We start from the raw sequence: 19071 nt of genomic DNA, 5'->3' as shown, positions 1-19071 counted from the left end.
CGCGTAGTGCGGACCGCGTTGCGGCTCAGGAGGGTTTGCCGGCGCTCTTGCCGAAATACCAGCGCAAGACCAGGCGCTGAACGATGCGGCCGTAAGGCGGATGGAACAATTCGACCGGAAACCAGCGATGCTCCGCGAACACCGCCTTGGCATGCGAAAGCTCGCGAAAGCCCTCTTCGCCGTGGTAATTGCCCATCCCCGACATGCCCGTGCCGCCGAAAGGCAGCGAGTGGTTCATCGCATGCCAGCCCCAGTCGTTGAGCGTGACGCCGCCCGAATGCGTTTCCCGCATCACGCGCTCGCGTTCGCGGGCGTCGGAGCCGAACCAGTAGAGCGCGAGCGGACGTTCGTTGCGGCGGACGTAATCGAGCGCGTCGTCGAATGCTTCGTAGTCCATCACAGGCAGGATCGGCCCGAAAATCTCCTCGCGGGCAATGCGCATGCGCGGCTGTACGCCGGTGACGATGTGCAGCGGCAACTGGCGGCCGTCCTTCGGATACGGTCCGCAAACCGTCACCGTCGCGCCGAGCGCGCGCGCGTCGTCGATGAGGTCGAGCATGCGGCGATGCGCGCGCGCATCGATCATCGACGTCTGCTTCGCGGCTTCGCCGGTCCATGCTTCGAACGCGCGCGCCGCTGCGGCGGTGAACGCTTCAACGGACTCGCGCGGCACCAATGCGTAATCAGGAGCGACGCAAATCTGCCCGGCGTTCACCGTCTTGCCGTGCACGATACGGCGCGCCGCGCGCGCGAGATCGGCCGAGCGCGAGACGAGCGCCGGCGATTTGCCGCCCAGTTCGAGCGTCACGGGGGTAAGGTTGTCCGCGGCCGCACGCATCACTTCGCGCCCGACGGCGGGAGAGCCCGTAAACACGAGATGATCGAAGGGCAGCGCGCAAAAGCGCTTCGCGCACTGCGCGTCGCCTTCGATCACGTCGAACTCGTCTTCGCCAAGCGCATCGGCAAGAAGCGCACGCAACGCGCGCGACGAAGCCGGCGCGTATTCCGATGTCTTGATCAGGCAGCGATTTCCCGCGGCGAGCGCGGTCGCGAGCGGCCCGAGCGCCAGATAAAACGGAAAGTTCCAGGGCACCACGATGCCGACCACGCCTTTGGGCTGATACTGCACGGCCGCGCGATTCGTGCTGAACAACAGTTCGGGCGAGCGCCGCGAAGGCCGCATCCAGCGCCGCAAGTGGCGAAGCAGATGTTCGATGTGCAACAGGGAAGGCAGCAGGTCGACGAGCATCGTCTCGTCGGCGGCGCGTACGCCGAAGTCTGCGGCGGCGGCCGCCGCGCAGTCGGCCGAGTGACGGCGCAATGCGTCGCGCAGCCGGCGCAACGTGCTGCGCCGTTGTTCGTAGTCCGGATAAGGCGCGGCCGCAAACGCCGCGCGCAGCGTCGCGAACCGCGCCGCGACGGGATCGTCCGCGCTTTGCGCCGTGCGCCATTCTTGATCGATCAGCTTCATGGTGGTGGTCTCCCGGGCTTCGCAGCGGCTGGCGCTCAAACCGGCACGTCGCCGATGATCGTCGCGCGCAGCATGCGGCGGCGAGCCGGGAAGTAGTCCTGAATGGCGTAGTGCTGCGTCGAGCGGTTGTCCCAGAACGCAATGGTGTTGGGCTGCCACTTCAGGCGCACCTGAAATTCGGGCACGGCGGCCTGGCGATACAGGTATTGCAGCAGGTCCATTTCCGCGAGGCGGAAATCAAAACCGAATCGCACTTCGTTTTTCTCGATGTAATTCGCCAGATGCGTCGTGAACGCCTCGTTCACGTACAGCACGCGCTCGCCCGTCTCCGGGTGCGTACGAACGACCGGGTGCATAACGGGCGGAAATGCGGCGCGCCGCGCTTCGCGCTCCTCGGCGGTCATGCGCGTGCCGAAAGCCGGCAGCAGATCGTGTACGGCAACGAGTCCTTCCAGCGCGTCGCGCGCAGCCTCGGGCAGCCGCGCATACGCTTCGGCCATGTTGACCCAGATAGTGTCGCCGCCCACCTTCGGGCATTCGATACAGCGCAGCATCGAGCCCATCGAAGGGCGTGCGCGCCAGCTCACATCCGAGTGATAGACGTTCTCGCGGCCCGGAATCTTGCTGTCGCCGCCCAGCATCACAAGCTCGGGATGATCGGGGTGATGGGGAAAAACCGGATGCACTTCCAGTTCGCCGAAACGCTGCGCAAGCGCGACCTGCTGCGCCGCGCTGATGTCCTGATCGCGAAACACCAGCAGCTTGTGCTTGAGCAGCGCGGCGCGCAATGCGGCGTACTGGTCGTCGTCGAGCGGCTGCGTAAGGTCGATATTGCCGATTTCCGCGCCAATGACAGGCGACATCGGCTCGATGGTGAAAGACGTCTTGAGGGCACCCGCGCTGACGACAGCGGGGCTTTCGGTGATGGCGTGCATGACTCTCTCCATGGTGATTCGTCCCTTCCCGACAAAAGATACCGTCGAGTATCGTTTGGAAAGATACTATTGGGTATCATTTAGGAGGTCAACCGAGGGTTTTCCCATGTCACACCACAATGAAAAGCCGTTGTCGGAGTCGCTGGAAAGCGGCGACGGATTCGTCGCGCCGCGTTACCGCAGCGGCCAGCGCTCCGCGGACGCGTTGCTCGAAGCCGGCCGGTTTCTGCTCGCCGACATCAGCTACGAAGCGCTCAGCATCAACGACCTGTGCAGCCAGGCGAATCTCACGAAGGGCGCGTTCTATCGCCGGTTCGAAAGCAAGGACGCGTTCTTTCTCGCCATGCAGCGGCTCGCGCTAGACGACGCGGAGCGCGTGCTGCATTCGCTCATGCAGGAAATGGATCAGCACGGCAACGCGACGAAAGCCGCCGGCCATCTGCGTCTCGTGGTGGACGCGGTGCGCGCGTGGCACCTGCGGCATCGCGGTGTGATCCGCGCGTCGTTGCAGCGCCGCGACCATACGACCGACGGCTGGCAGCCGTTCAAGGAATTTGCGCGGGGATTCGTCGATGAGGTTGCGAGCCGTCTCGCTCGCCTCCCGGAACTGCGCCGCAACAAGGAAGCCGCGACAAGGCTGAAAATCGGCTTCCAGAGTGTCATCGCCACGATGGTCAATGCGGCGCTGAACGACCCCGGACCCTTGCATCTCTCCGATACGGCAATGACGGAGGCGCTTACTGAAATGCTCGCGCTTTACGTGGCCGGCTCCGCCGCCGCGTCGCCTTGATTGCGGCAAACCATACAGGGCCGCTCGCGGTTCGATGCTAGACTCGATTTCAACGGCTCCCTCTGCGCGGAGCCGTTGGCGCAGCGCTTCCCGGCCTCTGCCGCGCCCGCGATAACATTTCGGATAACCAACAGAAAGGTGCGAATATGGCGACGATCCAGAGTCTGGAAGCCCGCAAAGCAATCGGCCGGGAAGCGCGCGAGCGCGCGAAGCGTTCGCAGCACGCCATGACCGGCGACACCGACCGCGACCCGGTTGCGTTGCTTCAGCAAAACAGCACGGGCCGAGTCGAGGCGCTGGTTCCGCTTCGCTACGGGCGCATGTCGCTTTCGCCCTTCACCTTCTATCGCGGCAGCGCAATACTCCAGGCGCACGACCTGGCCGGAACCGCGAACACGGGGATTGTCTTTCCCATTTGCGGCGACGCGCATCTGATGAATTTCGGCGGTTTCGCGACGCCCGAGCGGCAACTCGTATTCGATCTCAACGACTTCGACGAGGTCGCCACCGGCCCCTGGGAGTGGGACGTCAAGCGGCTCGCCGCGAGCTTCGCCGTTGCGGGGGGGCACCTGGCGGTGGGACGCGGCGCGATCGGCGATCTGGTCGCCACGGCCGTACTCGAGTATCGCAACCGCATGCATGAGTACTCGCAATACAGCACGCTGGAACTTTGGCACGACATCGTCACCTTCGAGCGCATGATCGAATCCGCCGCTACAGAAGAGGGCCGGCGACTGGTCGTCAAGACAATGGAGAAGGCCGCCGGACGCACGAACGAAAGCATGCTGGAAAAAATGGCCGTACAAACCGGGGGCCGCTGGACCATTCAGGACGCCCCGCCCGCGCTGTTCCACCCCGCCGGTCCCAATTCGTTGCTCGGCAAGGCCGAAGCCTGGGCCAACACAGACGCATGGCAAGGGAAACTCAACGCCGCCTTCGACGATTATCTCGGCACGCTTTCGTCCGAGCGGCGCGCGCTGCTCAGCGAATTCGAACTCCAGGACATCGCCTTCAAGGTGGTGGGCGTGGGGAGTGTCGGCACATTTTGCCTGGTCATGCTAATGATCGACGGACATGGCAAGCCCCTGTTCCTCCAGGTGAAGGAGGCGCGCGAGTCGGTCGTCGCGCGCTATTTTCCCGCCGACGGTCCCGCGCACCAGGGCCAGCGCGTCGTCGCGGGACAGCGTTTGCTCCAGGCCGCAAGCGATGCCTTTCTGGGCTGGACCACGGGGCCCGCGAAGCGCGAGTTCTATTTCCGCAAGCTGCGCGACATGAAGGTGTCCGCCGAAGTGGAGCGCATGAGCAACCCGGTCCTGCAAGGCTACGCGCGCTTCTGTGGCTGGGCGCTTGCGCGCGCGCACGCAAAGGCCGGCGGCAAGGCGATAGAGATCGCGTCCTATCTCGGCAACGGCGAGCGTTTTGCGCAGGCGCTGACCGATTATGCGTTCGCCTATGCGGATCAGAACGAAAAGGATTATGAAACGTTCATGCGCGCATGCCGCGCGGGCAAGATCGAAGCACGCAGCGACGAAGACATGGCTGCGGATTTTCGCGTCTGATACGGCTCATTATTCCACGCATATTTCACTCGCATTCCATTCGGGCCGCCGCACACCGCGGCGGCCTGAACTGACTCGTTATTTGCCGATCGTTATACAGAATCCATTGCCGCGGCCATAGGGATTTTGGGCAATCGAATTTCCCCTTCGGGCAATATCGGGCAAAAGCCTTTTCTTTCATTCCGTCGGCCACTACAGTACGCACTGTGTGCGCAACGCGTTCCAGAAAAGCGCCAGCGTCACCCCACATCGACGCTTTTGCGACGGTTCAGTCGCACGCCGGGAGAACACGATGAAGAAGAAGGCATTAGGCATTGCCATGCTCGCAGCGGCCGTCATTGCGCCACACGTGAGCGCGCAAACGGCATCGACGCCCACTGCGGCGAGTGCCGCCGTTGCCGTAGACCCGGCAGCCGAGCAAGCGCTCCACACCATGGGCGCTTACCTTCAGTCGCTCAAGCGTTTTACCGTCACCACCCAGCTAACCGGCGAGCGTGTGCTGGAAGACGGCCAGAAGCTCCAGCACACGGCGAACGCCACGCTCGACGTCGACCGGCCCAACCGCATCCGCGCCATCATGACGAGCGCGCGAAGTCATCGCGAGATCGTCTATGACGGCAAGAACGTCACGCTCTTCACGCCCGCGCAAAATTACTATTCGACCGTGGCTTTCGACGGCACTGTCGGCGCGCTGATCGATCAGTTGCGCGACCGTTATGGCGTCGAATTCCCGCTTGCCGATCTGTTCGTCTGGGGTACGCCGCAGGCGCCCACGGGCCAGTTCGAATCCGCCATGTATGCGGGCCAGGATTACGTGGGCTATGACCTCTGCGATCACTACGCGTTCAGGCAAAAGGATCTCGACTGGCAAATCTGGATCACGACGGGTGATCACCCGTTGCCGCGCAAACTCGTGATCACGCGACGCGACGACGACGCTCGCCCGCAATCCGTCTCCATCATCGACTGGACCGTTCGCCCCGACTTCAAGGACGCGATATTTACGTTCAAGCCGCCATCAGGCGCGAAGAAAATCGAATTCGTTCCTGTCGCCGCGAACAAGGGGTAAGCCGATGAAAACCGCATTCAACCGTCATCGCACTGTTTTCGTTCCGACCGTGCTCGCCTTCTGTCTTGCGTTTGCTTCGCCGCTGCCCGTTAGCGCAGCGGGGCGCGGCGGCGGCGCTCACGCCGCCCGCGAGCATGCGGGCGGCGGCCCGCGTGGAGGCGGCGCGCGTGGAGGCGGGCCGCAGGTGAACAGCGCGCGCGCCGACGCGCGTACGCGCAATGTCCGCAACACGAGCGTGAATAACGTCAACGTGAATCGCAACGTCAACGTCAATGCAAACGTCGACCGGCATGGCGGGTGGGACAACGACTACCATCCCGTCGCGACGGCGGCCGCGGTCACCGCCGCCGTTGGCGTGACATCCGCAGTGGTCGGATCGATGGTGCGCTCCGTGCCTTCGAATTGCGTGCCCGTCAACTACGGCGGCATGGTTTATCAGCAATGCGGAAGCACGTGGTATCAGCCTCAGGGTTCGCAATACATCGTGGTGAATCCGCCGTATTGACGGCCTCGCACATGGCCGTGCGTCACGAACGAAGCGGTGCGCCGACACCTGCGTTCGCCGTATCGGCCAACTCGTTCAAACGGGGTAGCCGGACGATGAATTCCGTGCCGCCGCCCTGGCGTCTTGCCACATCGACATGCCCGTGATGGGCTTCGACGATCGAGCGGACAATGGACAAGCCCAATCCCATCCCGTGCGGCTTGGTCGTGTAGAACGGCTCGAAGAGGCGCCGCACGCTGGCGCCGAAGCCGCTGCCGCGGTCGGACACGGAGAATTCGACGTCATCGGCCACGCGCCTCGTGGCAAGGGTCAGCACGCGGCTGGATGGGTCGGTGTCCTGCATCGCGTCCATGGCGTTGATCGCAAGGTTGAGCATGACTTGCTGGAGCTGCACGGGATCGCCCATTATTTCGGCATCCTCAGCATCGAATTTCGTCTCCACGACGATGTTGCGCCGCTTCGCTTCCGGGGCGATCAGCTTGAGCGCGAATTGCAAGGTGCTATCCAGCGGCAGCGGCGCGAAGACGACGCCCTGCTTCTGCAGCAAACTGCGCAGACGCTGTACCACGTCGTTGGCCCGCAATGCATCGCGCTTGACGTCGGAAAGAATTTCTTCGAGTTCCGTGCCATCCACATGCGCGGCCTTGATCAGCAACTCCGCTGCATCCGCATTGCTCAGAATCGCACCCAGCGGCTGCCCCACCTCATGCGCGATCGAAGCGCTCAATTCACCCACCGTTGCAAAACGCGCGGCCCGCGCGAGTTCCCCACGGCGCGCGGTGGCGTCGGCTTCCGCTAGCCGCCGATGGCGGCGTTGCGCGAGCAACGCAACAATGGTGATGGCCTGCGCCAGAATGACCGCCAGCGCGCCCAGCACCACGCCGCGATACTCGCGAAAAATCGAGCGCGGAAAATTGATCAACCGGCAATCGGCGGGCAATGCAGAAGTGGAAAGGCCATATCGCTCGAGTTGTGTCACGTTGGCCGTGCAGCGGGCGGGCAACGACGGAATGACGAGCCCTTGTACGTTGCCGCCATTGCGCAGGATGGACAACGCCGCATCCGCGGTCAGGCGCCCGTTTTCCTCGAAGTCGTACATGGCTCCCGCGGTCACGCCGCCTTCGAGATAGGTCGCGTACCACGCGTAGATCGGCGCGCCCGACGCGGCCACGAGGCCCGGCACGAGTTGGTACGGGAAGAAACGATGACCGTCGCGATCCCGGTACATCGTCGTGTAGACCACTGCCGTGCGCGTGTCAAGGCGCGAGAGCCGCTGCTCGATCTCGTTTAGCGACAGCCCCCTCCACACTTCGACCGAAGTCCACCGGCCCGCGCGCGTTGCCGCGGCCGCGACGACGCCGTCCATGAAAGAATAGTCGACGTCGCTCGTGCCTCCGACCACTACGAGTCGATGCGCATCCCGCTGAAGATTCTCCGCGATGGCGAGCGTCTTCGTCACGTCGATGGGAAACGGCACGTGAGCGAATCCCACGGGGAGCGTGCGTTGCGCGAACCATCTTTCGGGCACACTGGTCAACAGCACGGGCGCGCCGGGCCATAGCTGCGCATGGTAGTCCAATGCGAAATCGGCGGCGTGGTTGCCTATTCCCACGACCAGATCGACACGCTGATCCGCATACTTCTTGCGCATCAATGCGAGGAATTCGGGTGTGAGATCGGCCGCGCCGAAGCGAAAGCCGTCTAGCGCCTCGAGAAAGACTTCCGCGCCGTGCGGCGAGGACGAATCCAGAATGCTTCTGATTGCCCTGATCTGCACCAGCGCGGCGGGCTGGATCGGATCGGTGCCGGTGAGAATCACCACGCGCGCGGGTTCCGCCGCCAGCGAAGCCGTGGAGGCGGTCAGCAAAAACGAAGCAACCAATAAACCGCGAAAGCGCCGTCCGCCGATTCCATGGCAATCGATCAGGATCGCTAACATCCCACGGAATACCTCGAACGAGGCGGACAATAGTTCTCTGCAAACATGTATCGCTATGTCTCGTTGCAGCACGCGCGGCAATGCTGTCTCCACCATTGAAGTTATGCCGGGGGAAGCATAAGTTGTTCCGGAAACGCCCTGCTGCGCGATACCGGCGCGCCCGGCGTTCTACACTGCAAGCGACAACCCTTCCGTTCGACGGAGCAGCTCGGCGAGCGATCCCGCGCCGACCTTGCGCATGAGTTCCGCGCGGCAGCTTTTGATCGTGCGCTCCGATAAACCCAGATCGGCAGCGATCTGTTTGTTGAGCCGGCCAGCCACGATGCCTCTCAGGACAGTGCGCTCACGCTCGCCCAGGGCGATCCCGGATGCGGGTGCGCGCGAGGGCGCGGGACGCGCTTGCGGCTCGGCCACGATCAGGTCGAGCGCCGCTTCCAGCGCCTCCAGCAATTTTTGGCGCTCGAACGGCTTGACGAGAAAATCCACGGCGCCGGCCTTCATGGCCTGTACGGTTTTGGGAACGTCGCTATATGCGCTCATGAATACGACCGGAAGCGCGCATGGCTGGCGCCGCAGCGTCTGCTGAAGGTCAAGGCCGCTCGGGCCGCCCAGTTCCAGATCGACCAGCAGGCAACCCGCCCACTCGCCAGGTTCGCTAACGAGAAATTCTCCCGCAGAAGCATAAGCGCGAACCGAATAACCCGCGCTTTCAAGAAGTCGTTTTAATGCCAACCGCATGGAGGCATCGTCTTCGACAACGTGAATCGTTTTCGTGGAATTGCTATTCACGATAAGACTCCATTTCGATAAATGGATCCGTATTCGATCTACCGATTCCGTGCCCTCATTCGCCATTTCAGTCAATGAGGGAACATGGAAAAGGTTATAGCAATTTTCACAACTTTCTGTTTGCTAACTGCGCCTGGCCTGCTGAATGCCGGCCCATTGCATTCGCCGTGGTATATGCAAACATTTCACCATAATTCAGCGCGCGACCCGAGGGGACATCGATATGGAATCGGAAACCTGAGTCGACCGATTCAAAAGCTAAGCGCGATGCCGAGCGACGCGCCCGTGATATCGCGCCCGAACGCATACCGCGCGACGACGCGCAAGCGGGAAAAGAGCTTCGTCACCGCGCCGGTGTCGATTTCGAGACCCACGCCTAACGACGTCAGTTGATTGAAGCCAAGAACGTCCGCCTGGCTGCCCAGGTAAGTCGAGTGGGAAAGTTCGAGCACGTATCGCAGCGGCCGGTTGAGCGCCAGCAGGCCCGTCGGTGCGCGCCAGCGCGCGTAAAGGTTCGTCGACTCGGCGTTTGCATGCCCGCGAACCGCACTGGAGGAACCAAAGCTCTGCAGGAAAATGTCTGTATATCGCAGCTCGAGATCGAATTCGTAGGGCTCCATGCGCGGATACCAGCCGATCATCAGCGAGCCGCCGACTCCATAGGCGTTGAGCGAACCATTACGAATGAAATCGATGTTTCGATCCGTTTTGCGATTAACGAGGAATTGCGCGGCGCTCGCGTCGCTGAATACCTCGCCGAGCGAGATATTAAAGATTGGCCGAATCACGAGATCCTTTTTCTCGTTCAACGGAAAGTCCCATCCTATGCCGCCCGTTGCCGCCACATTCGTCCAGCGGGTCGGCAACTGGCGTTCCACCTGGCCGTCCGAAGCAACAAAGGTCGGGTCGTAGCGCGATCCGCCCAATGCGCCTTCGAGATAGAGCGGAAAACCCGGACTCAACGTAAAGCCGCCGCCGAACTGCGTCATGTTCAACGAAGGATTCGCGGTCTCCGCGTTGCGAATGGACAGCGAACTCGCGGAGAGGTCTGGCGTGACGGTGTACGACAGCAGGGCGAGCACCGCGTTCGCGCGCTTCTGCACGTCGGGACCGGTGAAAGTCGGTCCCGACGACGATTGCGCGAAGGCCGCGACCGGCGAGATCAACGCGGCCGTAATAGTTAGCAGTGCAGCCGTCGCCGCGCGCCGCGGCCCTCGACATCGTCTGCATGACTGAGCTTCCATGATGCCGATGGAGCGCGCAGGTCAGGGACGCGGCGTTACGATCGGGAACAACGGATTGAAGCTGTCGGTGAGCGAAAGCAGTTCCGAAATCTTGCCCCGGTCGCCATCCACTTTCGCGCGCCCGGCCTGCACCTCCTTGTCGAGATTGGTCTGGTGCAACATGATGTTGTCGAGGCTCGACTTCGGCATGGTGAGCGTGACGTCCGGACTCGGGTCCTGCTTCCCTTCGTTATAAATAAGCACGGAATTTTCGAGGTGAACCGCGTACTCCTTATGCAGGTCGGGGAAAATCCAGTTGACCGAAATCTTCTTGCCGTCGGCCTTGTCTCCATCGATGTGCATCGAAAGGAATTCGAGCGCCATTTCCGGCGTCATCGCGCGAATCGTGTCCGGACTGGCGGTCTGAACCGCCGGAATCTTGGGAATGCCGTTACGCAGTTCATAGGCGCCCATCAGGTAGACGTCGCGCCAGGGACCGGCTTCGGACTGATAGCCGAGTTGTTCGAGCGCATCGGCTTCGAGATTCTTCGCTTCCTGATTGTTCGGGTCGGCATAGACAGCCAGATTCATCACCTGGGCCACCCAGCGGTAATCGCCCTTGCCATACGCGTCGCGCGCTTTGGTGATGACGGCGGGCACACCGCCCATGAAATCCATGGTCCGCTTCGCCGTGTCCACGGGCGGCAGCGGGTGCAGATCCGCCGGATTACCGCTGTACCAGCCCATATACCGCTGATAAACGGCCTTCGCATCGTGGACCACGGTGCCGTAGTAGCCGTGGTTGTACCACTCCTTGTCGAGGCTCGGCGGCAGTTTCACCATGTCGCCGATCTCGTCCATCGTATAGCCCATGTTCAACAGGCGCAGCGACTGGTCGTGAACGAACTTGTACGTATCACGCTGCTTGGCAAGGTAATCGTTGATGCGCGCGTTCTCCCACATCGGCCAGTGGTGCGACGCGAACACAACCTGAACCTGCGGGCCGAACATGTCGATGGTCGTGTCGAGCGCCTGCCACCATTTGTTGGCGTCGCGCACCTGCGCGCCGCGCAGCGTATAGAGGTTGTGCAGCGTGTGGGTGGCGTCTTCCGCCGCGCACAGCGCCTTGTATTTCGGGAAATAGAACAGCATCTCCGCCGGCGCTTCCGTTCCGGGCGCCATCTGGAACACCACTTCCAGGCCGTCGATCGTGTGCCGTTCGCCGGTCTTGTGAATGATGTCCGTGGGCGGGATCAACGTGACGGTGCCGTTCGACGTGGTCTTGCCGAGGCCGCCGTCCACCTGCCCCTTCGCGTCGCGCGGCAGGAGGGAGCCGTACATGTAGATCGCGCGGCGGCTCATGGCATTGCCGGCGAACACGTTTTCGCTCACGGCTTCTTCGAGGAACCCTTCGGGCGCGTAAATCTTCACCTTGCCGGCTTTCACGTCGGCTTCGTTCACGACGCCCTTCACACCGCCATAGTGATCGACGTGGCTGTGCGTATAAATCACGGCGACCACGGGCTTTTTCGGGCGATGCTGATAATAAAGATCGAGCCCCGCCTTGGCGACTTCCGCGGAAATCAGCGGGTCGATGACGATGACGCCGTGATCCGTTTCAACGATCGTCATGTCGGACAGGTCGAAGCCGCGAATCTGGTAGATGCCGTCCGTGACCTTGTAGAGGCCGTTGTTCATGTTCAACTGGGCGTTGCGCCACAGGCTCGGATTGACCGTCGCGGGCGCGTTCTGCGTTTGCAGGAACTGGTAGCCGTCGAGCGTCCAGACAACCTTGCCGTCGGGACCCTTCACGCTGATGTTGGGCAACGTCGCGATAAACCCGCGCTGGGCGTCTTCGTAGTCCTGACGATCGCTCATCGGCAGCGTCTTGAGCAGATCCGCGTTGGCCTGCTGCGTAGAGGGGGTGGCGTCTTTGGTGCCGTCCGCGGCGAACGCGGCTCCGAGGCAGAGCGGGATAACGGCGAGCGGCGTGATGAGCTTGGCTTTCATTGGCATCCTCGTGATTGGAGCGGTTAAGACGACGTCGTTTTCGTTTTCAGATGTTGCGGTTGGATACCTGAGGCGTGGACGAAGGCGCAGCGGGCTCGCCGCCCGGCTCGAAGAAGCGAAGCAGCCTGCCCGCGTTGGCGAGTACGACGAAGGTGCCCAGATTGTGCAGGACTGCGATCCATACGGCGTCCGCCAGGCCAAGCGCCGCGATTGCGATGACCACGGCCGTCCACACGACACCGATGACGGCATTGACCGCGGCAGTCCGGCGGCACAAACGGCCGAGCTTCACGCAGGCCGGAATACGCCGCAGGTCGTCGCCGAGCAGAACGACATCGGCGCTCGCCACGGCAATATCGACGCCGCGCCCGCCAATGGCGATGCTCGTCGCGGCAGCCTTGATCGCCAGCACGTCGTTGATGCCATCGCCGACCACCAGCGGGCGTCGCCCCTCGGCAAGCGCCCGCTTCACGAAATCGAGCTTGTCGTGCGGCAAGGCGTCGGCAACGATCTCGTCGATACCGAGCTGCGCGGCGACCTTGCGCGCGACGCGCTCGCGATCGCCGGTGAGCAACGTTTGGCGCGTGAGGCCGAGCGCGCGCAACTGCTCGAGCGCCTCGGCCGCCTCGGGCCGCAGCGCATCGGCGAACGCGAACCATGCGAGCAGTTTTCCGTCGAGCGCGATACCCGCGAGCGGCCCGTCGTGCCGCGATGCGGGCGCGCAAAGCCCCAGCACGTGCTCGCGCAGCAGCGCTTCGCGGCCGAATACCGCGAGCCCGTGCCCGGTCTGCGCCACGACACCCAGCCCGCCCAGCTCGCGCGTGGCCTCCTCGCCGGCCGGCAGGTAGCCGCGATCCTTCGTATAGCGCTGCAATGCGCGGCTCACCGGATGCGTACTGCCCCGGCTCAGTTGCGCGGCTAGCGCGAAGGTTTGCGCGGCGTCGGCATGCGTGGCCAGTTCGACATCGACGATACGCAGTTCGCCATGCGTGAGCGTGCCGGTTTTATCGATGATGAGCGTATCGAGGTCCGCCACGCGGTCGAGAAACGCCGCGTTGCGCAGCAGCAGTCCGTGGGGCGCGCCCGCGGCGATGCCCGCGACCGCGGTGGCGGGCGCCGCGAGCACGAGCGCGCAAGGGCACGCGGCGACAACCACGGCGAGCATCGTCGCGGGGTTGGTGGAAACGAACCACACGAGCGCCGCGCAAATCAGCACGAGCGCCAGATAGCCGCCCATGTAGCGCTCCAGCGCCTCGGTCACGGGCGGCTTGGCGCGCTCCGCGTGTTCGAGCAGCGCCACGATCTTGCCGAGCGTGGACTGCTGCCCGACGCGCGTCACGCGGATGCGCAGCGCGCCATCCAGATTCATCGCGCCGCCATAGACCTCGTCGCCGGGCTTGACGTCCTGCGGCAGCGATTCGCCGCTGATCGCGCCGTTGTCGACGGAGGAACGGCCCGCGGTCACGACGCCGTCCGCCGCGATGCGCGCGCCCGCCGCCACCTCCAGCAAGTCGCCGCGCGCGAGCGCTTCGGCGGCCACCTCCTCCACGCCGCCGTCCGGCTTCACGCGGCGCGCATGCGTGGCCGAAAGCCGCGCGAGCGCGCGGATCGCTTCCTGCGAGCCGAGCACGCTGCGTTCTTCCAGGGCGTGTCCAAAGGTCATCACGACAGGCAGCAACGCGGCGGTTGTCATGTCGCCCGTCGCCCAGGCGGCGAGCATGGCGAGCGCGATCAACCGGTCGGTGACGCCATGCAGGCTCGGATACCGGAGGCTATGCCACGCGCTCGCGAACACCGGCCCCGCGACGAGCACCGAAGCCACCCCGGCGAGCACCTCCGGAAACTCCCCCGCCTGGCCCGGCACGTAGCGCCACGCGAACGACAGGATCAGCAGCCCCGCCGCCGCGAGCGCCAGCGCGATGCGGCGCGAGATGGCGCGGCGCTCGGCGGGTGCGAGCGCAATGCCGGGCCCGTGCGTCATGCCGGCGTGGGCCTGCGTCTCGTCCCCGCGCGCATCGGGTGAGGGAGCGGGCTCGTGAGAGGGCTCATGAGGGGGCGCGACGGTTTGGCATGCGAAGGAATCGGCGTTTGCGTTCACGGAGTCTTTCCCGGAAGTACGAGGCTCGATGTGTCGTAGGGATCGATCGTCGTCACGTGCCCCGCTCTGGCGAGAATCTGCTGGATGCGGTCGCGATACGTTCGCGCCAGCAATCCACGGTCGCTGTTGGCGTCAAGCGGCGCTTCGAGTTGCAGGATGGTCTGCGTTTGCGCCTGGGCCGTCGCGACGCGTTCGGTCGCGTTCGCTCGCGCGCTCTGGAGGATCTGGTCGGCGTGCTGCTGGGCGTCCTGGCGTGTGGTTTCCGCCGCCGTGCGCGCGTCCGCGATATTGCGTTGCGCCGTTTGCAAGGAGCTGAGCACCGAATTGAACGCATCGACCGCCGCCGCGGGCACGTTTGCCTGAACGTCCACGCGCGAGACCTCGATGCCCAGCCCGGCGTGATGCGCTTCAAGCAACTGCAGGCGCCGCTCGACCGCGCGGGCGATATCGTCGCGCAACTGTTCGCGCTGAGCGGCCATCCGCGAGTCGCCTGAAAGCAACTCGGGACGCGCAACCAGGATGGCGTCCAGGTCGCGCGAAGCACTCACTTCCGCAACCGCGGATGCCGTCAGCCGTTCCAGCGCGGGCGCGAGCAGCGGTTGCTGAACCGCATAGTCGTACGGCGAAGTCACGCGGTAGTAAAGCGTTGCGCCGAGTTGCACGACCGCCGTGTCGCCGGTGAGCACGTAACCGGAGCCCGCGAGCGCGTCCGAAAACGGCGTGCCGTTCGTCCCCATCGCGGCGTCCGGGTGAAAGCCCCACGAAGACATGTCGTTGAACGGCAGCGTCGTGTCGGTGGGCGGCGCGTTCGGCGCGGGGTCGAGCGCGCGGGCGCGCGCGTCACGGTCGAGCGAGGCGATACGCTGTTCGAGCACGCGCGCGGGGCCTGGCAGAAGCACGACCGTTTCGAACGGACGCGGCCACGCAAGCAACAATCCCGCGCTGCGCATGCGGACGAACTTTCCGAAGCGCATCACCACGGCCTGGCTATCCGGCGGAACGCGCTTGACGTTTGAAACGCCCCATGCAATGGCCGCTATCGTTGCGAGCGCAACCAGAAACCAGAAGCCCATGCGCACCGCCTGCGCGGCGGGGCCGGGGGCGCGCGGCCTGGCGGGCGTCGAGCGCGGCGGTGCTCATCGCGTGCGGCGCCCGTTGACGGATTCGGCACGCTCGGCGCGCGCACCGCCGTCGAGGCCGGCCGGGCCCTGTACGAGCACGCGGAACGGCGCGGCATCGGTGCGCACGATCAGATTCGTGTTGGCGTTGACGACCGTGGAAAGCGTGTCGAGCGAACGCAGCATCGTGTAGAGCTGCGGATTGCCCGCGTAACTCTTGCCGTAGATCGCCGCCGCGTCGCGCCGCGATTGTGCTTCGATGCTGGCCGCCTGCGCGGTCGCGTCGGCCACCTCGATACGCGCGTCGCGGTCCGCGTCGGAGCGAATCTGGGCCGCCTCGCGCTTGCCTTGCGCCGTGCGTTCCGCCGCCACCGTCTCGCGTTCCGCGCGCATGCGCTCGACCGTGGCCGACAGCGTGGCGGCGGGCAGCGTCAGGCGCTCCAGACCCACCTGCACGGCGTGCACGCCGTAGGTCGAGTAAATCTACGCGTCGATCTGCTTGCGCAGTTCGTCCTCGTACGCCTCGATCCTCACATCATGCGCATTGGTGTTGACCAGCGTGGCGAGATCGAAGCCCGATGTCGTCGTCTGCAACGCGGAGCCCAGCAACGAACGGATCTGGCGCGCGGCTTCGTCGGGTTCGTTGCGCACGGCGCGCACGAAGCGGCTTACGTCGGCGTCGTTGGCGGGCACGCGCCACGCCACCCAGGCCTGCACGAGAATGCGCAAACCGTCGCGTGTGCCCACGTCCTGCAAGCCGCTCGACGTCGTGTGCAAGCGCAGATCGACAGGCACGGTCGCTTCGATCGGCGCGGGCAGGCGCCAGGCGAGGCCCGGTTCGAGAACGATCCGCACGGGTTCGCCAAAGCGCGTGACGAGAGCGCCCTCGCCCTCGCGCACCTGCACGAGGCTTGCGGCGGCAAGCGCGACCGCCACGCACAGCGCCGCAAGCGCGACACGCCACGCAAAGCCCTTGCCGCTGCCCCGCATCCCGCCATGCGAGTGATGATGATGCGCGTGCCCCGCATGGTCATGATGCAGGTGAAGATGTGAGCCGCTCAAGGTCTGCTCCACAAGAATGAAAGCGGGTGGCCGTCAACGGGCGGCGCGGGCCGCTCAATACAGGCGTTTGGCTCCCGCGGCGTCGCCTGCGTTGTACGCGCGCAGATCGATGGTCGCGCGGTTGCCCGCCACGAGGCGATCGTCGATCACCGTGAGGTTGGCGTTCTGCAGCCCGCGGGCGAGATTGCGCAGGTAGTATTCGAATGCGAATGCGCCTCCCCCGGCTTGCGCCGCCGCGACGTCCGCCGCGAAGGTGGTCTGCTGAACGTTGGCCGCGCCAAGCGTTTCCGCCGCCGCCGCGCTCGCGGCAGCCACCGTGGCATGGGCCGTTTGCGCGGCGTCGCCCAGCACGCCCGCCGCAAGCCCCCGTGCCTCGGCGACGCTTGCCTTCGCGCGAATCTGCGCGGCCTGAACGCCATGCCAGGCAGCCGACGCGCCAGCCGGTGGGTGCACGCTCTCGATCACCACGGCAACGACTTCGATGCCGCTGCCGAGCGTGTCGAGCCGCTGCTGGATGGCGCCGCGCAACCGCTCCGCGATGACGGTCTGGCGAGCTTCGACAAGCGCATCCAGCGTGTGGGACGAGAGATAGCGCACGACCTCGCGGCTCGCGATGGCGCGCAGCATCGCGGCCATGTCGCTCGTGCGATACAGCGCGGCGCGCGCGTCGGCGTCGCCTGGGCCGACGCGATAATCGAGCCGCACGTCGGCGCTCACCGTTTCGAAATTCTGCTGACGGCCGGTGCCGCCCGCGATGACCTGGGTCGTCTCCCATTGATGCGCGACGTCCCAGAGCCGGTTCAACTGCTCCGGCGCGCGTGCGTCGGCGGGAATCGATGGGCTCGCGTCGCCGCGCGCCTCGTCGGTCGTCCCGGAGATCACGATCTGGCGCACCGCGCCATTGTCGAGTAAGCGGCGCGCGCCGAACGGCCAGGGCAAGCCGACATGCAATCCAGGCTGCCACACGGCCACGGGCGCGCCGAAGCGCTCGTACACCGCGCGCTGATCGGGCCGAAGAATCGTCACGCCGGTCAGCAGCCACGCGCACGCGACGAGCGTCGCGCACGCCGCCGGCAGCATCTTCAAGGTGCTATGGACCACCCAGCTTTGCCGCAGATCGATGCCGTAGCGATGGCGAAGCGCCGCGCCCATTTCGGCGGGCGAGGCCGGGCGCTGCATCAGGCATTGCGCGAGCGCGCTGTCGACGAGTTGCAAGGGCGTGCGCAATGTCGCCGGCGGGGCAAACCACGCGAGGACGCTGCGCAGGGCATGCTCCGCCGCTATCGCCGCGGGCAGGATCGCGACGATGAAGGCAAGCCAGCGCGCGTCCACACCCGCCCACGCGTATAGCGCGGCGCACGCCGCCGCGCCGAGGAACACGGCAAGCGCGGCGCGCAGCGCGGCGGTCAGCACACGCGGCGCGCGGCTTTCGCCCGCGCGCGCCGCGAAGAAACGTTCCGTCACGAGCGTGACGAACGCGAGCGCCAGCATGACGCCACAGGCAATCGCCACGGAGTGCGAAGCGATTGGCGTCGTGGCGTGAGCCCTTCGCTCGAAAACAGGAAAAGTCGAGACGCATAGCGCCAGGGAAAGCGCGGACCCAACGAGCACGGCCCACGGCCATGGACGGATCGCGCGGACACTCGCCGGCACGATCCGTACGAATGCGTATCGCCTTCGCCAGGGCGAAAAGCGCGTCGCTTTCGCACGATCCTCATGGCGCACCGGCGCGCGGGCGCCCAGCCACGCGCCCCACGCGACGAGAAAGACATTCACCGCAGCCGCGCCCGCGGGCGCGACCCAGCGGAACTCCGCCCAGGTTGCCCGCCAGCACACAGCGACGCCGAACACGACGCCCAGCAGCAAGCTGACGACGGCCACGCGCGCGAACACGCGTGCATCCTGCTCGCTGCGGTCATACGTACCGTTTTCGTGACGTTGCATTATCCGTTTCCCCATACGGTTCACACGAACAGTCGAGGCGCAACAGCTCATAGCAGAGTGTCGTACGGTATGCAGCCGTCCGCTATAGGTACTCGGGGCAACTCGAATTTCCCCTTCGGGCAATCGAACGGTACGGGCGAATCCCGTTCGTCAGCCGTTCTTGCTCAACGCCTGCCGTACAGCGTCGAGAAGCGCTTCGCCCGTAAAGGGCTTGGTTAGCAGCGGGTAGTCCCCGATGCTGCGCACGGCGCGCCGGGTCGCCGACCCGTCGTAGGCCGTCGTGAATACCGCGGGCGGGCGCGGAATGACCAGGGTTCCGTAGAATTCGGGCCCAGAGGCGCCCGGCAAATGAACATCGAGAATCAGACAGTGCGCGGACGACGCCCACCCGGAAGCATCGGCATCTTCCGCGGACCGGAACGACCGTGTATTGAATCCCGAGTGCCGCAACAAACGATCGAGCGCACGGCGCAAGCTGGCGTCATCCTCGAGAATCACGATCAGATGTGCGTTTCCATTCATGCGCCACCCTTCATGCGCCATCCTGTTGGAGGCTGGC

At 64.8% G+C, this 19071-nt stretch carries 16 protein-coding genes; 4 read left to right on the top strand and 12 right to left on the bottom strand.

Going from position 1 to position 19071, the window contains the following annotated elements; translation table 11 throughout:
- Window positions 1-25: 25 nt before the first annotated feature.
- Entirely contained in the window at window positions 26-1471 is a 1446-nt protein-coding gene (locus U5768_RS19620; protein WP_322032061.1) for an aldehyde dehydrogenase family protein, read from the bottom strand.
- 35 nt (window positions 1472-1506) lie between these two features.
- Entirely contained in the window at window positions 1507-2406 is a 900-nt protein-coding gene (locus U5768_RS19615; RefSeq protein WP_322032060.1) for a TauD/TfdA dioxygenase family protein, read from the bottom strand.
- A gap of 106 nt (window positions 2407-2512) precedes the next feature.
- On the opposite strand from U5768_RS19615, the gene U5768_RS19610 reads away from it, so the two are divergent.
- The 4 genes from U5768_RS19610 (at window position 2513) to U5768_RS19595 (ending at window position 6329) form a co-directional block, all read left to right on the top strand.
- Window positions 2513-3196: a helix-turn-helix domain-containing protein gene (locus U5768_RS19610; protein WP_322032059.1), complete on the top strand. Its 684-nt coding sequence runs from the start codon at window positions 2513-2515 to the stop codon at window positions 3194-3196.
- Window positions 3197-3342: 146 nt separating this feature from the next.
- Entirely contained in the window at window positions 3343-4755 is a 1413-nt protein-coding gene (locus U5768_RS19605) for a DUF2252 domain-containing protein (RefSeq protein WP_322032058.1), read from the top strand.
- A gap of 292 nt (window positions 4756-5047) precedes the next feature.
- Entirely contained in the window at window positions 5048-5824 is a 777-nt protein-coding gene (locus U5768_RS19600; RefSeq protein WP_322032057.1) for a DUF2092 domain-containing protein, read from the top strand.
- Between the two features lie 4 nt (window positions 5825-5828).
- Window positions 5829-6329, top strand: coding sequence for a hypothetical protein (locus U5768_RS19595; RefSeq protein ID WP_322032056.1), 501 nt, complete (start codon window positions 5829-5831; stop codon window positions 6327-6329).
- 22 nt (window positions 6330-6351) lie between these two features.
- Here the strand turns inward: U5768_RS19595 and U5768_RS19590 are convergent, their stop codons facing one another.
- From U5768_RS19590 to U5768_RS19545, 10 genes are all read right to left on the bottom strand, one after another.
- Window positions 6352-8268 (bottom strand): ATP-binding protein, encoded by a 1917-nt coding sequence (locus U5768_RS19590; protein WP_322032055.1) that lies wholly within the window; start codon window positions 8266-8268, stop codon window positions 6352-6354.
- Window positions 8269-8436: 168 nt separating this feature from the next.
- A complete protein-coding gene (locus U5768_RS19585; protein ID WP_322032259.1) occupies window positions 8437-9123 on the bottom strand; it encodes a response regulator transcription factor in 687 nt (228 codons plus the stop codon).
- Between the two features lie 185 nt (window positions 9124-9308).
- A complete protein-coding gene (locus U5768_RS19580) occupies window positions 9309-10223 on the bottom strand; it encodes a hypothetical protein (RefSeq protein ID WP_322032054.1) in 915 nt (304 codons plus the stop codon).
- A 99-nt stretch (window positions 10224-10322) separates the two neighbouring features.
- Window positions 10323-12296: an alkyl/aryl-sulfatase gene (locus tag U5768_RS19575; RefSeq protein WP_415913940.1), complete on the bottom strand. Its 1974-nt coding sequence runs from the start codon at window positions 12294-12296 to the stop codon at window positions 10323-10325.
- Window positions 12297-12336: 40 nt separating this feature from the next.
- The gene (locus U5768_RS19570; protein ID WP_322032052.1) at window positions 12337-14271 is read right to left on the bottom strand and encodes a cation-translocating P-type ATPase; all 1935 of its coding nucleotides are present in this window, start codon (window positions 14269-14271) and stop codon (window positions 12337-12339) included.
- Between the two features lie 113 nt (window positions 14272-14384).
- Window positions 14385-15461, bottom strand: a complete 1077-nt coding sequence (locus tag U5768_RS19565; RefSeq protein ID WP_322032051.1) for an SPFH domain-containing protein — start codon at window positions 15459-15461, stop codon at window positions 14385-14387.
- 63 nt (window positions 15462-15524) lie between these two features.
- Window positions 15525-15971, bottom strand: coding sequence for a hypothetical protein (locus U5768_RS19560; RefSeq protein ID WP_322032050.1), 447 nt, complete (start codon window positions 15969-15971; stop codon window positions 15525-15527).
- Window positions 15972-15989: 18 nt separating this feature from the next.
- The gene (locus U5768_RS19555) at window positions 15990-16568 is read right to left on the bottom strand and encodes an SPFH domain-containing protein (protein ID WP_322032049.1); all 579 of its coding nucleotides are present in this window, start codon (window positions 16566-16568) and stop codon (window positions 15990-15992) included.
- A gap of 54 nt (window positions 16569-16622) precedes the next feature.
- Complete coding sequence (locus U5768_RS19550) at window positions 16623-18512, bottom strand: SPFH domain-containing protein (protein WP_322032048.1); 1890 nt, start codon at window positions 18510-18512, stop codon at window positions 16623-16625.
- 150 nt (window positions 18513-18662) lie between these two features.
- The gene (locus U5768_RS19545) at window positions 18663-19034 is read right to left on the bottom strand and encodes a response regulator (protein WP_322032047.1); all 372 of its coding nucleotides are present in this window, start codon (window positions 19032-19034) and stop codon (window positions 18663-18665) included.
- Window positions 19035-19071: the final 37 nt, after the last annotated feature.

Origin of the sequence: Paraburkholderia sp. J76, assembly GCF_905220295.1 — a bacterium.
GTDB lineage: Bacteria > Pseudomonadota > Gammaproteobacteria > Burkholderiales > Burkholderiaceae > Paraburkholderia.
This window is presented reverse-complemented; position numbering and strand designations above follow the sequence as displayed.

Excerpts from the sequence above, each read along its gene's own strand:
- U5768_RS19620 (WP_322032061.1), bottom strand. The coding sequence starts at position 1,471 with ATGAAGCTGATCGATCAAGAATGGCGCACGGCGCAAAGCGCGGACGAT.
- U5768_RS19615 (WP_322032060.1), bottom strand. The coding sequence starts at position 2,406 with ATGCACGCCATCACCGAAAGCCCCGCTGTCGTCAGCGCGGGTGCCCTC.
- U5768_RS19610 (WP_322032059.1), top strand. The coding sequence starts at position 2,513 with ATGTCACACCACAATGAAAAGCCGTTGTCGGAGTCGCTGGAAAGCGGC.
- U5768_RS19605 (WP_322032058.1), top strand. The coding sequence starts at position 3,343 with ATGGCGACGATCCAGAGTCTGGAAGCCCGCAAAGCAATCGGCCGGGAA.
- U5768_RS19600 (WP_322032057.1), top strand. The coding sequence starts at position 5,048 with ATGAAGAAGAAGGCATTAGGCATTGCCATGCTCGCAGCGGCCGTCATT.
- U5768_RS19595 (WP_322032056.1), top strand. The coding sequence starts at position 5,829 with ATGAAAACCGCATTCAACCGTCATCGCACTGTTTTCGTTCCGACCGTG.
- U5768_RS19590 (WP_322032055.1), bottom strand. The coding sequence starts at position 8,268 with ATGTTAGCGATCCTGATCGATTGCCATGGAATCGGCGGACGGCGCTTT.
- U5768_RS19585 (WP_322032259.1), bottom strand. The coding sequence starts at position 9,123 with ATGGCGAATGAGGGCACGGAATCGGTAGATCGAATACGGATCCATTTA.
- U5768_RS19575 (WP_415913940.1), bottom strand. The coding sequence starts at position 12,296 with ATGCCAATGAAAGCCAAGCTCATCACGCCGCTCGCCGTTATCCCGCTC.
- U5768_RS19570 (WP_322032052.1), bottom strand. The coding sequence starts at position 14,271 with ATGACGCACGGGCCCGGCATTGCGCTCGCACCCGCCGAGCGCCGCGCC.
- U5768_RS19565 (WP_322032051.1), bottom strand. The coding sequence starts at position 15,461 with ATGGGCTTCTGGTTTCTGGTTGCGCTCGCAACGATAGCGGCCATTGCA.
- U5768_RS19550 (WP_322032048.1), bottom strand. The coding sequence starts at position 18,512 with ATGCAACGTCACGAAAACGGTACGTATGACCGCAGCGAGCAGGATGCA.
- U5768_RS19545 (WP_322032047.1), bottom strand. The coding sequence starts at position 19,034 with ATGAATGGAAACGCACATCTGATCGTGATTCTCGAGGATGACGCCAGC.